Annotated in this window: 15 protein-coding genes; 4 read left to right on the top strand and 11 right to left on the bottom strand. The window is 43.0% G+C overall.

The window, feature by feature from the left end; genetic code table 11:
- Positions 1–8: 8 nt before the first annotated feature.
- The 6 genes from QM454_RS09730 to QM454_RS09705 form a co-directional block, all read right to left on the bottom strand.
- Complete coding sequence (locus QM454_RS09730; protein ID WP_432357330.1) at positions 9–1,328, bottom strand: TRAP transporter large permease; 1,320 nt, start codon at positions 1,326–1,328, stop codon at positions 9–11.
- Positions 1,325–1,810, bottom strand: coding sequence for a TRAP transporter small permease (locus tag QM454_RS09725; protein WP_432357328.1), 486 nt, complete (start codon positions 1,808–1,810; stop codon positions 1,325–1,327). Before QM454_RS09725 ends, QM454_RS09730 begins: the two co-directional genes overlap by 4 nt.
- A gap of 15 nt (positions 1,811–1,825) precedes the next feature.
- Positions 1,826–2,845: a DctP family TRAP transporter solute-binding subunit gene (locus QM454_RS09720; protein WP_432357326.1), complete on the bottom strand. Its 1,020-nt coding sequence runs from the start codon at positions 2,843–2,845 to the stop codon at positions 1,826–1,828.
- Position 2,846: 1 nt separating this feature from the next.
- A complete protein-coding gene (locus QM454_RS09715; RefSeq protein ID WP_432357324.1) occupies positions 2,847–4,175 on the bottom strand; it encodes a (Fe-S)-binding protein in 1,329 nt (442 codons plus the stop codon).
- Positions 4,168–5,580 carry an FAD-binding oxidoreductase gene (locus QM454_RS09710; RefSeq protein WP_432357322.1) on the bottom strand — a complete coding sequence of 471 codons (1,413 nt, stop codon included), beginning with the start codon at positions 5,578–5,580 and terminating at the stop codon, positions 4,168–4,170. Before QM454_RS09710 ends, QM454_RS09715 begins: the two co-directional genes overlap by 8 nt.
- Positions 5,581–5,925: 345 nt before the next feature.
- The gene (locus QM454_RS09705) at positions 5,926–7,029 is read right to left on the bottom strand and encodes a CdaR family transcriptional regulator (RefSeq protein WP_432357320.1); all 1,104 of its coding nucleotides are present in this window, start codon (positions 7,027–7,029) and stop codon (positions 5,926–5,928) included.
- 323 nt (positions 7,030–7,352) lie between these two features.
- Between QM454_RS09705 and QM454_RS09700 the strand changes: the two genes are divergently transcribed.
- Positions 7,353–7,526, top strand: a complete 174-nt coding sequence (locus tag QM454_RS09700; RefSeq protein ID WP_432357318.1) for a sporulation histidine kinase inhibitor Sda — start codon at positions 7,353–7,355, stop codon at positions 7,524–7,526.
- Between the two features lie 23 nt (positions 7,527–7,549).
- On the opposite strand, the gene QM454_RS09695 is transcribed toward QM454_RS09700, so the two are convergent.
- From QM454_RS09695 to QM454_RS09680, 4 genes are all read right to left on the bottom strand, one after another.
- Positions 7,550–8,938 carry a S41 family peptidase gene (locus QM454_RS09695; protein WP_432357316.1) on the bottom strand — a complete coding sequence of 463 codons (1,389 nt, stop codon included), beginning with the start codon at positions 8,936–8,938 and terminating at the stop codon, positions 7,550–7,552.
- A 150-nt stretch (positions 8,939–9,088) separates the two neighbouring features.
- On the bottom strand, positions 9,089–11,113 hold the full coding sequence (locus QM454_RS09690; RefSeq protein ID WP_432357314.1) for a TRAP transporter permease: 2,025 nt from the start codon (positions 11,111–11,113) through the stop codon (positions 9,089–9,091).
- Complete coding sequence (locus QM454_RS09685) at positions 11,106–11,537, bottom strand: DUF1850 domain-containing protein (RefSeq protein WP_432363939.1); 432 nt, start codon at positions 11,535–11,537, stop codon at positions 11,106–11,108. Before QM454_RS09685 ends, QM454_RS09690 begins: the two co-directional genes overlap by 8 nt.
- A gap of 31 nt (positions 11,538–11,568) precedes the next feature.
- Entirely contained in the window at positions 11,569–12,558 is a 990-nt protein-coding gene (locus tag QM454_RS09680; protein ID WP_432357312.1) for a TAXI family TRAP transporter solute-binding subunit, read from the bottom strand.
- Positions 12,559–12,741: 183 nt separating this feature from the next.
- Between QM454_RS09680 and QM454_RS09675 the strand changes: the two genes are divergently transcribed.
- From QM454_RS09675 to QM454_RS09665, 3 genes are all read left to right on the top strand, one after another.
- The gene (locus tag QM454_RS09675; protein ID WP_432357310.1) at positions 12,742–13,839 is read left to right on the top strand and encodes a hypothetical protein; all 1,098 of its coding nucleotides are present in this window, start codon (positions 12,742–12,744) and stop codon (positions 13,837–13,839) included.
- Between the two features lie 20 nt (positions 13,840–13,859).
- On the top strand, positions 13,860–15,305 hold the full coding sequence (locus QM454_RS09670; RefSeq protein WP_432357309.1) for an S-layer homology domain-containing protein: 1,446 nt from the start codon (positions 13,860–13,862) through the stop codon (positions 15,303–15,305).
- A gap of 102 nt (positions 15,306–15,407) precedes the next feature.
- Positions 15,408–16,553, top strand: coding sequence for a polysaccharide deacetylase family protein (locus QM454_RS09665; protein WP_432357307.1), 1,146 nt, complete (start codon positions 15,408–15,410; stop codon positions 16,551–16,553).
- Between the two features lie 221 nt (positions 16,554–16,774).
- On the opposite strand, the gene QM454_RS09660 is transcribed toward QM454_RS09665, so the two are convergent.
- Positions 16,775–18,277: a class I adenylate-forming enzyme family protein gene (locus tag QM454_RS09660; RefSeq protein ID WP_432357305.1), complete on the bottom strand. Its 1,503-nt coding sequence runs from the start codon at positions 18,275–18,277 to the stop codon at positions 16,775–16,777.
- Positions 18,278–18,343 lie beyond the last annotated feature (66 nt).

Raw genomic sequence — 18,343 nt, 5'->3', positions numbered from 1 at the left:
AATCCCCCCTATTTGACGTTTAATAAATCTGGTAAAAATGTTGATATTTGCGGTATAAATGTAATGAGCAGCAGGATGATAATTGAAGATACGATGAAAGGAAGAACCCCTATCGATAGCCTGCCGATCGATGTTCCGGAAATGCCCGCCGCAACGAACAGGTTCAACCCTACAGGCGGTGTAAATAACCCAATTGCCAAGTTGACCGTCATGAAGACGCCAAAAACAGTCGGATCGACATTCATGACAAGCATGATCGGCAATAAAATTGGAATAAAAATGTAATAAGCAGATATCGCATCGATGAACATCCCGGCAATTAATAGCAATACGTTCACAAGCAATAGAATGATAATCGGATTTTCAGAAATGCCAAGCATCGCACTAGAAATTTGTCTTGCAATTTGCTCTGTCGTAATGATATACGCATAGACGGACGCTGCACTGACGATAAACATAACTGTCGCCGTCTGGACTGAAGCAGCAACTAAAATGTCGTAAAGCTTTTTCAAGTTCAGTTCCCTATAAATGACGAAGCCAACAAACAACCCGTAAAACACCGCAACAACCGCAGCTTCAGTAGGCGTAAAGAATCCGCCGTAAATCCCACCTAAAATGATAATAGGAATTAATAATCCCCAAATCGCACTAGCAAAGGCTTTAAAACGTTCACTTACAGTAGCTCGTTCCTCGACATATCCTTCAACCGGGCCTTCATCGCGTTCCTGCTTCCATCGAACAAACATTGCCGCAAGAATAAAACCGACACCAAGCAACAAACCAGGAATAATGCCCGCAATGAACAGCCGTCCGATCGAGACCGGAATTTGATCACCCGCAACGACTGCGAAGACGATAAACGCGATACTCGGAGGAATAATGATGCCGATTGCCCCTGAACCCGCAACGAGACCACCCGCTGTCTCCTTCTTAAATCCGTTCTTCACCATTGCCGGAATGAGGATGCCACCGATTGCAGCGACTGTCGCCGGGCCCGAACCTGAAATTGCTGCGAAAAAAATTGCTGTCATAACCGTAACGAAAACGATTCCACTTTTCCGATGGCCAACGAGCGCTTGCGCGAAATCAATGAGCCTTTTCGAAATGCCTGCCTGCTCCATAATGACACCTGCCAAAATGAAAAATGGAATCGCAAGCAACGTGAACTTCGACACACTCGTATACATAATATCTGCGACAAGTTCTAGGCCGAACAACCCACTGCCCGCAAAAAGCACAGCAATAGACGAAATAGCAAGAGCAACCGCAATCGGCAACCGAAGCATGACGAGCAAGAAAAACAGACCAAATAATAAGAATGCCGTCATACCGCCTGCTCCCCTTTCCCGTTTTGCTCGCGCAACTCTTTAATTGTCGCTTGCACCGTTCTGAATAAGCATAGAGCCGCCCCGATTGGCATCGACATCGAGAACATCCATTGCGGCCATCCAAGTGACGGTGTTTTCTGTCCCATTTGCACTTGGAATAAAAGCATTTGAATGCCAAAATAAATTAGAATGACAAACAATAGCGACATCAATGCACCAACAACAATTGTAATAATGTTTTTCACAAACAAATTTGCAATATCATAAAACAAAGTGAAGCCAAGGTGCGCGTATTGACGCACACCGATGGCTGTTCCGACGAAAGTGAGTGCTACGAAAAGATTTACCGTAATTTCCTCAGCAAAGGAGAATGAATACTTTGCAAATCCTCTCGACAAAATATTAACGAAAGCAATCGTGGACATGATGGATAAAACGATTACAACAATCCACTCTTCTAATCTGCTAATCACTCTTTCCATTCATGTTCCCTCCACTTATTGATCTTGGAACGCTTTTAGTAAATCTTCGCCCCAAATATCTTTGTATTTTTCATATAGCGGTTGAACGGCTGCTTTAAATTGGTCCATTTCCGCTTCTGTCGGCTCATAAAACTTCATGCCTGCCGCTTTCAACTCTGCAATTTGCTGTGATTCTTTTTCACGCGCAAGCTCGATTTGGTAAGCAGCAGCTTCTTTCCCAAGCTTTTTGAACAATTCTTGGTCTTCCTTACTCATCGAATCGAATAGCTTCTTGTTAATGCCGAGCACTAACGGGTCGTAAGAATAGTTCCATGTCGTCAAATAATCTTGAACTTCATTCAGCTTAGAAGAATGGATGACGTCGATTGGATTTTCCTGTCCTTGGATCGTTCCTGTTTGCAATGAAGTAAACACTTCGGAAAATGCCATAGTCGTAGGGTCAGCACCTAATGCACGATACAAATCCGTGTACATGTTTATACCAGGAATACGGACTTTCAAGCCTTTCATATCCGCTGGAGATTTAATTTCATGTTTGCTGTTTGTAATTTGGCGGAAGCCGTTTTCCCCGAACCCTAGCAATTCAACGCCTTTTTCATTCAAAATATCCCCGATCATTTCGCCGCCTTTACTACTGAATACTTTGTCGGCACCTGCATGATCGCTGAATAGGAACGGTGCACTTGCGACACCGAATCGGTCATCAAGAATAGAATAAATGATTGTAGAGTGTAAGCTCAGATCTGTCTGCCCTTTTGCAAGAAGCTCGACACCTTTCCCTTGGTCCCCACCTGATAACTGTTCATTCGGAAACACTTCAATTGTAATTCTGCCGTCCGTCTCTTCCTTCAAGTCATTTGCGAGCTTTTCCGCAGCTTTGTACCATGTGGATGAGTCGTTCACTGTTACGGACATTTTCAAATTGTATTCTTTATCACTTGATGCGCTACTCGTATCGTCTTTTGAACAAGCGCCTAGCATAAGCATCGCCGTTAAGCCGATTGCCCCTAAAATTCTACCTTTTTTCATTTTCATTTCATTTCCCTCCATTTTTCCCTATCATTTTTTCGTAAATAAAATCGACAACATGCATGGCGCGGGTTGTTCCGGACAAGCCTTCCTTCTCCACACCGACTTTCATTTGAAGCAAACAACCTGGATTTGTCGTAATGATCGTCGTTGCTTGGACTTTTTTCACCTCTTCCATTTTCGAACCGAGAATTCGTGAAGCCATTTCTGGTTGAAGTAAATTATATACACCGGCGGAACCGCAACATAAATGCGCACCGGGCATTTCCACAAATAGACTGCCTTTCACTGCTTTCAATAGTTCCCTTGGCTCGTCCTTCACCCCGTTGACGTTTCGTAAATGGCAGGAATCTTGGTACGTGACGATTTCCGTTGCTTCCGCCGTTGGTTGCTTCAACAACTCATCAATGATGCCGAGCTTCACGAGCAACGAGGAAATATCAATTTGCTTTTCAACAAATTGCTGTGCCAACGGAAGCAAAGCTGGATCATTTTCAAACAGTCGGTCATATTCAAACAAGAATGCTCCGCATCCGCCCGCGTTGTTGACGATGTAATCGATGCCATCTAGGTCGAATGCTTCGACATTTGCTTTTGCATTTCGTCTCGCTCGGTCCATTTCACCGCTATGCCCTTGCAACGCTCCGCAACATTGCTGGTTTTTCGGAATAACCACTTCACAGCCGAGTCTGTTTAGGAGTTCGATTGTATTCCGGTTCGTCTCCCGGAACATCGTATCCATGAGGCAGCCAGCGAAGAAGGCGACCGTCGTTTTCTTCTCGATAGATAGTGCCAGTTTCCGACGCTTTTTCGGTGGGTCAGGCAATGATTTTTCCATCTCTTTCATGAATGGCGGAAACAACTCCAAAAAACCAACTTTCCGAACAACTTTTTGCAAACCAGATTTTTGATAGAACGTCACTAATTTCACGGCAGTCTTCATCTTTCGCTGATCGGCGAAAAGATGATCAAATGCTCCTTTCCGAATCGCTTTCTCCTTCAACGACTGCGATTTTACGGATAGGACCGCTTCACGTGTTTCCTCGATTAGTGTTCCGTATTGGACACCAGCTGGACATGCGGGTTCGCACGCTCTGCACCCGAGACAAAGGTCGAAAGCCTCCTCAATGGAACCGTCCCATTCGACAACGCCATCGCGTACCGCTTTCATAAGGGCAATTCTACCACGGGGCGATTGGGTTTCATCATAATCTGAATGGATATAAGTAGGGCAGGCTGGCAGACAGAAACCGCATCGCATACAATCCATCAATCTGTTTTCATCGACGTGTGTGACAAAGGATTTCCGCATCAGATGCGCTTGAGCGTTACTCATGATGCACCACTACCCTTTTCTTCGTGGACTTGGCGAATATTTTACCGGGGTTCATAATATTGAGCGGATCGATTGCGTGCTTTATACTTTTCATCGTGTCCATTCCTGCTTTACCGATTTTCCATTCTAAATAAGGCGCTTTCATTTCACCGACTCCGTGTTCACCTGTAATCGTGCCGCCAAGTTTAATCGCTTGCTCGAAGATTTCCGCGAACGCCATTTCCACTCTTGCCATTTCCGCCTCGTCCCTTACGTCCGTCAATATCGTCGGATGCAAGTTGCCGTCTCCCGCATGTCCAAATGTGCAAATAAGTAAATCGTACTTCACAGCAATTTCTTGGACAGCCTTCACCATCTTCGCAATTTCGGAGCGCGGAACGGTTGCATCTTCAAGAATCGTCGTCGGCCGTTTCCTTGCGAGCGCAGACAATGCGACTCTGCGCGCAATGCTTAGCCGCTCTGCCTCTCCCGCTGTTTGCGCCATTTGTGTTGACGTCGCACCGTGCTCCATACATAACTTGTGGACGAGTGCCATGTCGTTTTCGACGACGACTGGATCACCATCCTGTTCAATGAGCAACATCGCTTCACAATTTGTAGGCAAGCCAATTTTCATGAACTCCTCAACCGCTTCAATCGTTCCTTTATCCATAAACTCAAGCGTCGCCGGGACGATTTTCGCCGCAATGATCGATGAAACCGTTTGTGCTGCCTGCTCAAGTGTGTCGTAAAATACTAAGAGCGTTTTCTTTGCTTCAGGTGCCGGGATGAGACCTAATGTAATTTCCACTATAATTCCGAGTGTCCCTTCCGAACCGACGAATAAGCTTGTCAAATCGTAGCCGGCTACATCTTTCGCAAGCTTTCCACCCGTTGTTAGCAGTTCGCCGCTCGGGAGGACAATTTTCAATGCCTTTACATAATCGCGCGTAACGCCATATTTCAACCCCCGCAAGCCTCCAGAATTCTCGCTCACGTTCCCACCGATTGTCGAAATGCTCATCGAACTCGGATCGGGAGGATAAAACAACCCTTTTTCCGCAACCTTTTCATTAATTGTTTGTGTAATGACGCCAGGCTGGACCGTCACCGTCAAATTTTCTTCATCCAGCTCTAAAATCTTGTTCATCCGGTTGAATAAAACGACGACTCCCCCGGAAGTCGGTGTCGTCCCAGCCGCGAGATTCGTTCCGGATCCGCGGGAAACGATTGGAACTCCATATTCCGCACAAACTTTTACAATCTCTTGGATTTCCTCAATGGAAGCAGGAGAAAGGACTACATCCGGAAGCGCTTGGAAATTAGCCGTTGCATCGTACGAATATGCTAACTTCTGCGCAGTCGACGTTTTCGCATGAGCACTACCCGTGATTGCAATTAATCGTTCTTTCACTTGCACATCCATGAAGCAGCCTCCTTCAATTTTATAATTCTTTGTTTAATTCTAATAGTTAGATGATTATGATGATATAGGTGTACGCACAACATTTTAGTCATATTTCAACATTTTTTTGTTTGCGTATACAAAAATCGCGGATTTGAGGTGAGGGAATGAGAAGTTTTTTGGGGGAAATGAGAACTCTTTGAGAGAGAACGAGAACTCTTTGCCCGTGAATGAGAACTTTTAGCTAGGAAACGAGAAGTCTTCGAGAGAAAACGAGAACTCTTGATGCGAGAACGAGAACTCTTAAGCGGAAAACGAGAAATTAAGAAAGGCTCCTTCTGAATTCAACATTCAAAAGGAACCTGTTTACTTCATTTCATCTAACAGCCGGATACCGAGATAAAGGAGGAGGACGTCATGGACATTCGAAACAGATAGTCCCGTGAGCTGCTCAACTTTTTGTAGCCGGTACGAAAGTGTGTTTTTATGAATATGTAATTTTTTCGCGGTGTTTTGCATCGATTGGTTTTCAGCGAACCAAACTTGAAGATTGTGCAGTAGTTCCCGATCTTCGAGTAGTGGCGCGACAGTTCGCTTAATGAATTCATCGCGGGTCGATTCCCCAATGCTTTGTAGAATTAGCTCAAAACGGAGCTCGTGCTCAAAAAGGACCCGGTTCAGTTTCTTCGAGGCATTTGCAGCTCTTTCCGCTTGGACGAACGACTTTGATAAGTTCACGTAATCGGTCCTTCCGCCAATTCCCGCCGCTACGGTAATCTTTTTCCTTCTCTTAATGTATAAAAGAAAATATTCAAGTTCGCTTTTTAGCATGTCCTGATTCATGTCCGGCAGAAGCATGAGAATCTTATCTTGTCCCCATCGAATCATTTTAAGATCAGCATGGATGTTTTGATTTAGCATGAAACTATCTACTTCGTCAATTGTAAATTGGTCTTCTGTATTCATCACTTCAATGACGACAACTTGCGTATACCGAATAACATCGATGCCTAATACGGCACCTCTTTCATGGAAACGAACATCTATCTTTGCTCCAGTGAGCCAGTCGAACACGAAAAATTCTAAGTCTCTCACCTTTTCTTCTCTCTGCTTACGCTTCATCGCGTCTTGGATGAACAGTTCCGCGACCCGCAAGATGAGCTGCGCCTGTGGATGAATACGTTTTGGTTCTCCTGTAATTCCAAGTACGCCAATTGGTTCTCCTTCAATGACAATTGGCAAGACGACACCTTTTCGCACCCCGCGTAATCTTTTCAACTCGTTCTCTGTCATATGGAGGATTTTTTTCTCTCGTAGGCTTAGCAAAGCGCCCTCATGGAATTGGTTAATTCTCTGTAGATCCGTACTCGCTTGAATAAAACCGCGACGGTCTGTAAGAATGACCTGTTCCTTTATTAAATTGGAGAGCTCTTCTACAATTTCTTGTCCAAGCGTATCAAACTGAAACACGTTCCTCTCCTCCATTTGTTTTTCATATAATGTTATGCGAATTATGAAACAATATCAACATAAATTTGTGCATAAGTGAATAACAAAGAAAATCTTTCGACAATTTTCGCGCTTCCGCCTTCCTGTGGATAACTTTACCCACGTTATCCACCACAACCCCATTGGCTTAATCGACTTACGAACAAGTTAACCACAACTTATCCACGATTGATTGTGGATATCGGAACGGTTGTTCCGACAATTAAAATTTGATAAGGTAAAAACAGCCAAACTTCAACGTATGCAATCGGAAGTAATTTTATGACACGAAGGAGGAAATAGAATTGATAAGTTTGCCAGACGATTTTCTAATGGACTCGTACAGAAAAGCAGTCGCGTTAAAACTTTGCCCACAGTTCATCACGCTTTTAGAGAAAGAGATGAGACGGCGATCCATTCATTCCCCGAAGCGAGGATTAGAATCCCCCAAAGAAAGTGAGAGCGTATCCATTCGTTAACGGACAAGCTCTCAATCTCTTTCTTATTTTACTGTTACATCTAGATAGATTCCTTTTTTCACGCCATTCCCCTTCTTATCCTTCCAAACCGGGTGGATAATTAGCACATATTTTCCGCCTGAAAGTAACGGTGCTTCGGGAATTACTTCAATCGTCTTTCCATCCTTCACAGCAATGCGGACACTGCTCTCTTTTCCACCGACTTCTAGTAATTGGACAGATTTATTTCCAAGATGACGCCATTCCATTTCCTTCGTCATGCTCACTGTAAACTTTTTCGTCGTCTCGACATTCGTCAACGAAGGGAATGCTTGATAGTCTTTCAAACTCGCAAGTAGCAGATCATAATGCGCCGTTGTCAATTCGTCGTTTTTCTTTGTCTTCACGTCAGGCAACACACCGATTTTATCGACAGCAATGCCTTTAGGCGAATAAAAACGGGCGGTCGTCATTTTCAATACACTGCCGTCGTTAAATGCGTACATCGATTGCATTGTCCCTTTACCATACGTGTTTGCTCCATACAACTTCGCAGCTTTTTGCTCTTTCAAGTTCACAGCCAACATTTCGGATGCACTTGCACTGTATTCATTGACAAGTAAAGATACGGGACCGGTAATTTGTTGTTTTTGATGAACGGCAGGATATATTGCCGGATTCTTATTTTTCTCGCGCAATTGAAATGCTTGCTCCACCCCGGGGAAAAAGCCAGCAATTTCTTGCGCAGCGGTAATATAGCCGCCTCCGTTATTTCGGATATCGACAATGAACGCTTCAGCACCTGAAAGCGATTGGATTGCATTCTCCATTTCCTTACTAGAATCTGTTGCAAAACTGTTTAACCGGATATAACCAATATTTCCGCCAAGCATGTCCGATTCTACTGTCGGTAAATGAATTTCCGCCCGACGAATCGTCATGTTGATTGGCCTATCTGTCTTTTCCCGTTCAATCGTAAGGGAGACGTTTGTGTTTTCTTTGCCACTAATTAAAGGGATTGCCGCCTGTACAGACTTTCCTTTTAAAGATGTACCGCCGACGTGTGTAATGATATCACCAGGAAGGATGCCTGCTTTCGAAGCTGGACCATCTTTAATGACGGAAATTACTTTTATACCAATATCGCTTTCCTCAAGCACAACGCCAATTCCGACGATACGCTGTTCGATTCCGTTAATGAATGCTTCATATTCTTGCTTAGTCATGTATACCGAATGAGGGTCAAGGCCGTTCGTAATCTCTTTTGCTGTACTTCTCGACAATACCGACTCAGGGACGTCATCGATATAATACTCTTTAATAAGTTGTCGTATTTCATTAATCGGTTCTGCAGAAGCAGACGTCGTAAGTGGAAGCATAACGAAAAGAATGGCAACTAGCATAATGAATCGTTGCATTTGATATCTTAACAAGTTAAATTCCTCGTTTCTGTATAGAGTTCCTACTATTATACTGTTTACAATTGGAAACAGTAAATAGATTTCGCAATACTATGTAAAAACAAAACACACCCCCAAGCAAGGCTGAATGGTGGTGTGTATTATTTTATTATTCAATTGTAATTATGTTTGCATCAAAGATTGTTCTTCTTTTTTGTTCTTCATATAGTTTAAAACAAACATAGCGCCAACTATAATGATGCCGGCGACATCTGTCACTGTTTCCGGGATAATCATCATGAACGCTCCCGCTGCTAAAACAACCCGCCAAAGTGGATTCATAGTTGTTTTAAAATATCCTTCAATCGCGGCACTCAAGCCGATTATGCCAACGATTGCAGTTATCGTAATCATCGCGATATCCATCGTTGCAGCAACAGGAAACTCTCGAGCATTCATAGCAACTCCTGTCGTATCGATCATTAGCATCGCAGGATTGTAAACGAACATGTACGGAATAAGGAAGCCCGCAGCTGAAAGTTTAAGTGCTATAAAGCCGGTTCTCATCGGATCTCCGCCTGATATACCCGCCCCTGCAAATGCAGCAAGCGCAACAGGTGGCGTAATGTTCGCAAAGATGCCGAAATAGAATACGAACATATGCGCAACAAGGATTGGCACGTCAAACGCCGCCAAAGCAGGTGCAGCCATCGTCGCTGTAATGATATATGCAGGAATAGAAGGAAGCCCCATTCCTAAGATCATTGACGCAACCATCGTAAAGAACAATGTTAAGAATAAAGATCCTGCTCCAAGGCTTGCGATTGAAGAAGTCATGACGTTACCGAAACTTGTCAAGCTGACTACTCCGATAATAATACCGACGACCGCACACGCCACCATCACAGAGAGCGATTGGCGCGCACCGCTATCTAACGCCCCAATAATGTCCTTAATTGACATTCGCGTCGTCTTTCTAAGTGCTGCAATGATGACGGTTGCAACGATTGTATAAAAAGCCGCATGGCCAATTGGAACGTTACGATAAAGAAGATAAATTAGGTACACAATCGGGATTAATAGATGACCGCGTTCCTTCATAACTTCTTTCACACGTGGAAGATCTGGTTTTGGAATCCCTTTCAAATTTTCCTTCCCTGCGCGGAAATGCACTTGCATAATGACCGCAAGGAAGTATAGAACAGCAGGAATAAGGGCAGCTAAAGCGATTGTCCCGTATTTCACGCCAGTCGTTTCCGCCATGATGAAAGCACTCGCTCCCATAATTGGCGGTAAAATTTGTCCACCGACAGAAGCACTCGCTTCAACGGCACCGGAAAAGTTTTTCGAGTAACCGACGCGTTTCATCATCGGAATCGTGAACGCACCAGTTCCGACAACGTTCGCAACAGCGGCACCGTTTATACTTCCCATGAAACCACTCGAAATGACCGCGACTTTCGCCGGGCCCCCTTGCTTATGACCTGCAAGCGCAAGAGCTAAATCATTGAAAAATTGCCCCATCCCTGATTTCGCCAAAAAGGCGCCAAAGAGGATGAAAAGGAAAATGAACGATACAGAAGCACCGATCGCTGTGGAATAAAGCCCTTCCGTTTTCAAATACATTTGCCCGAAAATATCACCTAAATCATATTGACGTGTCGCCATTTTCAACGGAACCCAACTCATATGGCTGAAGAATGGGTAGGATAGGAAGACAAGCGCCAATACCGGGAGGATCCAACCCGTCACCCGACGAGCAGCTTCCAAAATTAGAACGACAGTTAACATCGCCATAACGATATCCATCGTATTAGGAATTCCGCCGCGAGTTGTCACGATCGCACTATATTCCATTATTAAATAACCCGCAGTTGCTAAACTTAAGACGAATAGCAACCAATCGTAAACAGCTACTTTACTTCGGTTCTGTTTACTATACGTCGGATAAATAAGGTAGATAATCGCAATCCCAATGGCGACGTGAACTGCTCGCTGTTGAAGCGCAGGCATCGGATTGAATGTAATATATAAATGGAAGAGAGAATAGAAGACAGCAATTACTGACACAAAAAATGCGACTTTCTTTCCCGAGAACTTTCGTACTTTCGACTCCGTATCAAACTTCTCGAGAAGCTCAGCCTGTTGTTCTTCGGTTAGCACTTCTGTTTGATCTAGAACGGCTGGCCTGTTTTCTTGTTTAGTCAATTTTTTCACCTCTTAATAAATTCCATAATGATGCTTTCACGACTTGGAGGACAATCGTGTCATAATCGTCAACTAGTTCATATAAAGGGATTTCACTATTTTTCGTATACAAAGTCGTTTGGACATTTCCTGAAACGGCTAGCCGGATTTCATCCATCTTTTCATCGATAACCATATGGATAAAACCGTCTTCTGCCTCAATGATGTTCTTCGATGACGGAGCACCAGCACCGAATGTCTTAAACCTCGTCGTTGTTAAATAGAGGGAAAGGCCTTTTCGTTCATATGTTTCGAACCAAGGTTCCTTTTCGACCGAATGAATCCAGCCGAGTTCAAACGTGTTGTCAATTAAATAAAAACTACCATCCATATACGATAGTTGAATGGTAGGAATTCTAATGAAAAAAAGAGAAAGAAGGAGCATGATCACTAACATGCTCCCACTAAGAAAAATCTTACTTTTGCTCATCGTAGTACTTTTGTGCACCAGGGTGAACAGGTGCTACCATGCCTTGCTGTGCACCTTCAAGTGTAATTTCTGTTGCGGCTTGGTGAGAGTTCCCAAGAGTTTCCAAGCTATCAAAAAACTTCTTCGTCAATTTATATACATCATCTTCGCTCAAATCACTGCTCACGACTAATGCATTCATAATTGCCGCTGTTGGAATCGCTTCCACATTACCGTATGTGTCAGCAGGGATGTCCAATGCGACGAAGTATGGTTGATCTTTTGCGAGTTCTTCAATTTTAGCCGGGTCTACAGCTACAAGTGCAAGATCGATACTTGCTGCAAGCTCCATCACCGACGAGTTCGGAAGTCCACTTGTAAGGAATGCTGCATCGATGCTACCAGATTTAAGCCCGTCCGCCGCTTCCGCATAACCTAAATAATCAACTTTCAAATCATCATACGTAATGCCGAAACCGTTGAGCAAATTGCGTGCGTTTACTTCTACGCCTGAGTTTTGATCACCAACTGCAACGCGCTTACCTTTCAAATCTTCAATTGTCTTAATACCTGAATCGGCCGTCGTTACAATTTGTACATAGTTCGGATATAGCGCTGCAATTTGCTGCACTTTGTCCACCTTTTCAGGGAAGTTGCCAATTCCTTCAGTTGCTTCTGTCAACACGTCACTCATGACAAAAGCCATTTCAACTTTTCCTTCTTTAATTAAGTTAATGTTTTCAACCGATGCTCCTGTTGACTGTGGTTTTGAATTCACTCCGAACTCATTGGAGTACTCATTTGCCAAAGTTGTTCCAATAATGTTATACGGCCCAGAAGATCCACCCGTTGCAATCGTTACGATTCTTGTATCGAGTCCATCAGCGTTCCCTTTGCTTTCTGTGCCGCTATCTTTGTCTGAATCGCCGCAAGCTGCAAGGATCGAGACACTCAATAAAGCGCTTCCAAATAATAGGCCGTACTTTTTCAACTTCATATGAATCATCCTTTCCTACTATTTACCTCATAACGCTCACAATAATACATTACAAATTTTCAAAATGCAAGGTAGTTTCTATTATTCTATCAATCCTAAATCCATTTTTGAACTCTTTCTAACAACTAGTCACATTTAACCGATATACTAAATAGACAAAAGCATAAATACGGAGGTGGTGTCGTGCTTAAAAGATTTTCATTCTGTATGGTAATCGTACTTTTCATAGCTGGGCTTGCACTAGTTCCTACAGCGAAAGCTAGTGCTCCTGTTAAAGGGACATTTGAAAACGTTACATATGAGGACGTGCAACTAGATCAGAATCGTACGGAAAGAAGATTAAAAGAATTGATAATCAAAAATGCAGAAGGACGGACGATTACACTGAACATCGATACGTCTGCTCAATTGACGGTCGATTCCCGTCCTGTGACTATCGACGCATTCAAACTAGGGATGGAAGTTGAAGTGGATGTCAGTCATAATCGTGTACGAAATTTAAGGGGCAAAACAGGAATAATTAGCGGACAACTAGATGAGCAAGGGAGAATAATTATTGGTACCCTTCATTATTTGGACGAGCACGGAAGATACATCATTTTAGAACAGAATACCGGGAAACTGGAAAAATACTTTTTCCGACCGACTACTCAAATAAGAGCTTACTACGGAAACACGGATAAAGGTGCTCTCGTAGAAGGATCTAGAGTCAAGCTTACTATACATCGAGCCGGAGCAATCCATATGGATAAAGTTGAAATTCTTGATGCCGAAAAAGAAGTGGAATCTATTCGAAAAGGAAATATCCAACTTTTAAATTCTGTAACCGGTAAAATTACTATTAGAGACGGAAGAAAATATGAAGCAAACTCGTGGAGATACTGGTCTTATTATAATAGCAACAGTTCTTTTCAGTTATCCAAAGAAGCAGATGTTTATTTTGGTAATGAATTAATTAATAAATCCCAGTACCGTTATTACAACAAGTATAATGCTTTTTTCATTACAACGATGCACTTCAACAAGGAAATTGTTGAGCATGTCATTATTCAAAAGTACACTGAAAAAAACCTTCGAGAGAAAATTACATCTATAAATACTGAACAAAGTTTCTTTGAATTACAATCTTCAGGAAAAGTATATTTCCATGAAGGCACAATCTTCATACGTAATAAAAGGATTGTTGATCCGATTAGTATTACAAAAGGAGATACCGCATTTATTATTGCGGAAACGAACTACGGAAGAACTAACGCAAGTATCGTTTATATAATTAATTAGAATAAAGGTGAGTAATTCAAATGAATGTCCGATGTCTTTTACAACCAATAATCCTATTCATAACATTATCCGTATTTTTCGCTGTCACGGCCGCCCCAACAGAAGCAAGTCCACCCGACTTTAATGGGGGCGTTTTAAATGAAAATACTTACGAGGAAGTATTCTTTTTGGAGTCCTATCCAATCACGTTTACAGGAAAACCGGTTATTACGGAACGGCAATCAAAAGATAAAATCACAACGACTTATCGACACAATTTAACAAGTGCAAATGGCGATAAGCTCGTTAGGAATGTAGTTTTCGAAACCACTATTGATAATCGAACAGATAAGGGACAAACTACATCCAAGACAACTGTAAAAAGTTATTCAGAGAAAATCACAACTACTACAAAAACTGTTTATACACTGGAAGACTTCCAGTTCTCTCAAGCAACTGTCACAGATAACCGCCCCGCTTCTGATTACTATTCAGGAGATCTTGTTGGAACTAAACTATATAAAGTAAAACGACCGTATATTACTACCGGAATCGATGAGACTATTAAAGTTCATATGACAGGTCGAAACATGGGGTATAAAAACTTTTGGGGTGCGACTGAAACTCAAATTATTGAGTATGAAATTGTTGGAAACTCCAGTACGACTTTTGTAACGAGCAAAGTATCCGACAGTAAAACAAAAACGTTGGAATACCAGCCGCACGATCCTTCTTTTTCGAGTTTCACAGGAGGGCATATTGTCATTAGTAATTCTAATATGGTTGGTGAGTATACGTATTCTTATCCGTACTACTCTGGAACGAGAAGTATTAAGCTTTCACAAGAGAATACTCCAACATTAGAAAGATTAATCGTTCCTAAGTTTCGTGACTTGAATAACCATTGGGCGAAAGATCATATTGAAAAGCTATACTCATTAGGCGTGTTTGATGAAACATCACAATTTTTCTCACCGAATACACCGATGAATCGTTATCAATATACGGTCGGCATCTTGAAAGCTGTCGACGTTCGTGTGCTTGAGGATTCAAAAAATAATAAGAGAGTACCGAGAGTTCCGATCTTCAAAGATTTGAATGTGAAAGACCCCGATTATTTGTATATAGAAAGCGCAGTGGAAAAAGGGATTATTAACGGTGTTACACCTGAACAATTCAATCCGAATGCTCGTTTGACCCGCGTTCAAGCAGTTGCCATTCTCGTACGTGCGTTAGGTATGGAAGGTCGCGCACCAAGTCCAGGCTTCCGAACACACTACAGGGATGATCATAAAATCTCGGAATGGGCAAAAGACAGTGTTTACGTTGCAACCGAACTCGGGCTCGTATCAGGAGACGAATTTAACCGTTTTAACCCGCAAGAGTCATTGACGCGGGCACAAGCAGCAGCGTTAACAGACCGTTTCCTCCAATTCCTTGAAGACGATTTACAACAAAATTACAGGGATGACATCCTCTTTAATTAAGAAATATTACTAAAACCGAAAAAGCTGTTACTTTAGCCCTTTGTGGACAAGCCGAATTGTTCACAAAGGTTTTACTATGTAAAAAGAAAGGAAGTAAATTATTTGAATAGAGGCTTTTGGTTGGCGCTTTTATTCGCTTTTGTTTTCCCAATCACGACAAAAGCAAGTAGCCTACCAACCGTTTACATCATAGAAACAACACCTGTTTTTAATCATTTGCAAAAAGTGGGAGTATTCCAGGAAGGTGTCTCCGTGTCAATCGTGAAGGAATCGCCCCGCTATTACCATACGGTCATTGGCAAAGAAGAAGTGAAGTTTTCAAAAAAACGAGCCGTTACTGTCAATGATAGCTACGGAGGTACGAAGGGTGCTTATCCGGTTCGGGGAAAAACAACGAAGCATGTCCCGGTTCTAAATGCGGCAACAGCGAGAGCAAGTGAAATCGGGCTTCTCCAACCGAATATGACAATCCAGCTTCAACGGGCTAAAGGCGACTTTTATCCAATTAACTTCGGCGGAAAGACTGCTTATATAAATAAGAAGGACGTTGTCATTGATGCCGGGATTCCCGTTCTCATGTACCATGATTTGACGAAGTTCAAACAGGGAGATAATCTTTCCGTTCTTGAGGTGAAGAAGTTCGAGGAACAGATGGCATACTTGAAAGAGAACAATTGGACAACGATTACGCCAAGGCAATTGGAATTATGGGTGCATGGTAAGCTCAACCTCCCCGAAAAGTCCGTCCTTATTACGTTTGACGACGGGTATGAATCGACGATTGAACTCGGGTATCCAATATTAAAGCGTCATGGCTTCAAGGCGACCTCCTTCCTAATTACAAGCAGAATCGGCAGGCCAGGAATGGTTTCCGAATATGCAATCCGATCGACAACAGATGTGTATTCCTATCAAAACCATACACATGCGTTCCATATGTTCAATTCGCGCACAGGCTTGAGCTATTTGCAGTCGAAATCGCGCGTTGACATTCGTACCGATTTGCGGGAGGCGAATGAAACAATTGAAGAAATTTTAAGCGGCCATACAGTGAAAGCCCATGCCTATCCTTACGGAAAAAGCAGCCCTCAAGCTGTGGAAGCACTGAAGGATACGGGAATTACTATCGCTTTCACAATTGAAGAAGGAAATGTCCACCGTGGCGACCCGATCTATGCCTTGCCGCGGCAACGCGTCCATTCGTATATGAGTTTGGAGGACTTTGCGGATAAATTAAAGGGCATGTGAGGATGTAGTTGCGTTTATGCGCTTTTGCGAGCATTTATGCGTAAGTTTTTCCGTTTATGCGTTTTTAGGAGCATTTATGCGTAATTATTTCCGTTTATGGACTTTTCGTGGGATTTATGCGTTTCTGGGAGATTTTATGCGTGAATAGCGCCGTTTATGCGCCTTTGGAGTTGAAGAAGTCCCTTCCTTAGTCGATAGCGATTGAGAAGGGACTTCTTTTTTTACTTTGTTGAGAATACGCCGGAGCGCAATGTATGTTTTAACACTTTTCCTGACGCGTTCCGCGGAAGTTCATCGAGAAATTCAATTTCGACCGGAATTTTATAGTTGGCAAGATTTTTTTCGCAATGACTTACGATGTCGGATTCGGTAAGGGTTGCGCCCTCTTTTACGACGACATACGCTTTCGGCACTTCTCCTAACACTTCGTGTGGAACACCGACGACTGCTGCTTCAAATAGTTCAGGAATTTGATAGAGCACTTCCTCTACTTCAATCGGATAGACATTTTCTCCGCCGCGAATAATCATATCTTTCTTCCGGTCGACGATATATAGGAGGCCATCTTCATCCATTCGGCCAAGATCACCTGTGTAAAGCCATCCATTCTGAATCGTTCTTCTCGTTTCCTCTTCGTCTTTCAAATAACCTTTCATTACTTGTGGGCCGCGCATAACGATTTCACCTACTTGACCGGTTGGTAGCGATTCTCCGAATTCATCGACGACTCGAATTTCGGTTTGCGGCAAAGCTTCCCCTACTGAGCCAATTTTTTCGAGGGCGAGATGGTCCTTCAATGTAGAAGCCGCTGGTGAATTTTCCGTCTGCCCATACAAGTTTTGTACTTTTACATTCGGGAATGTTTCTTTCAACTTTTTCACCATTTCGTACGGCATCGGCGCAGCTCCATAACCGAACAAGCGAACGGATGCCAGCTCGAGATTATTTATTTCCGGTAAGTTTAAAATGATCGTGTACATGGCAGGAACTCCGAAGAAAATCGTCGGCTTCGCTTTTTGGAGCAGCTCTACTGTTCCTTTCGGCGAAAAGGCTTCCTCGATAATGACCGTCCCACCTTTATACGTGACAGGAATCATGAACACGTGGCAAGCGGCACAATGGAATAACGGCGTTGAAATGAGCATCCTGTCCGCGTCCGTAATTGACATTGCTTCCGACCATATTTCCGCGGTCGACAGTATATTTTGATACGTCAACATAACCCCTTTCGGCTTGCCCGTCGTTCCGGATGTATACATGACGACTGCCGTTTCTTCCCCATCTATTTCCACTGGCTCGAACTTATCCGTACCACTCGCAAGCAATCGATCGATGTCCCCTTGTTCGCCGATTGACAGTTTTTCTTTAAACGGATGTTTTGATTCATTAACGACGTCTTCCAATCGTTTATCATAAATAAGCGCTTTCGCATCAGAATGGTTGAAGATGTACTCCACTTCCGGCGGCGCCAACTTTGTATTGACAGGCATGACGATAAATCCGCCTAATTGAATACCGAAATAGCTAACGAGAAAGAGATCGGAGTTTAGCGAATAAAGAGCAATGATATCCCCTTTTTCATACCCTTTCGCTTGAAAATACCCCGCCACTTTCTTCGCTTTTTCATAAAACTCGCCATACGTCCACTCCCTGCCGTTATAGGAAGTAAACACTTTATCCGGCTGTTGTTTTGCATATTCCCCCACCACTTCTGTCATGAACATGGACAAGCCCCCTTTGTACCATTTTGTAATCTACTCATAGTTTAGCAACCTATATTTCAGATTACA

The sequence above is a fragment of the Sporosarcina sp. UB5 genome (assembly GCF_050859005.1).
In the GTDB taxonomy this organism is placed as follows: domain Bacteria; phylum Bacillota; class Bacilli; order Bacillales_A; family Planococcaceae; genus Sporosarcina.
This window is presented reverse-complemented; position numbering and strand designations above follow the sequence as displayed.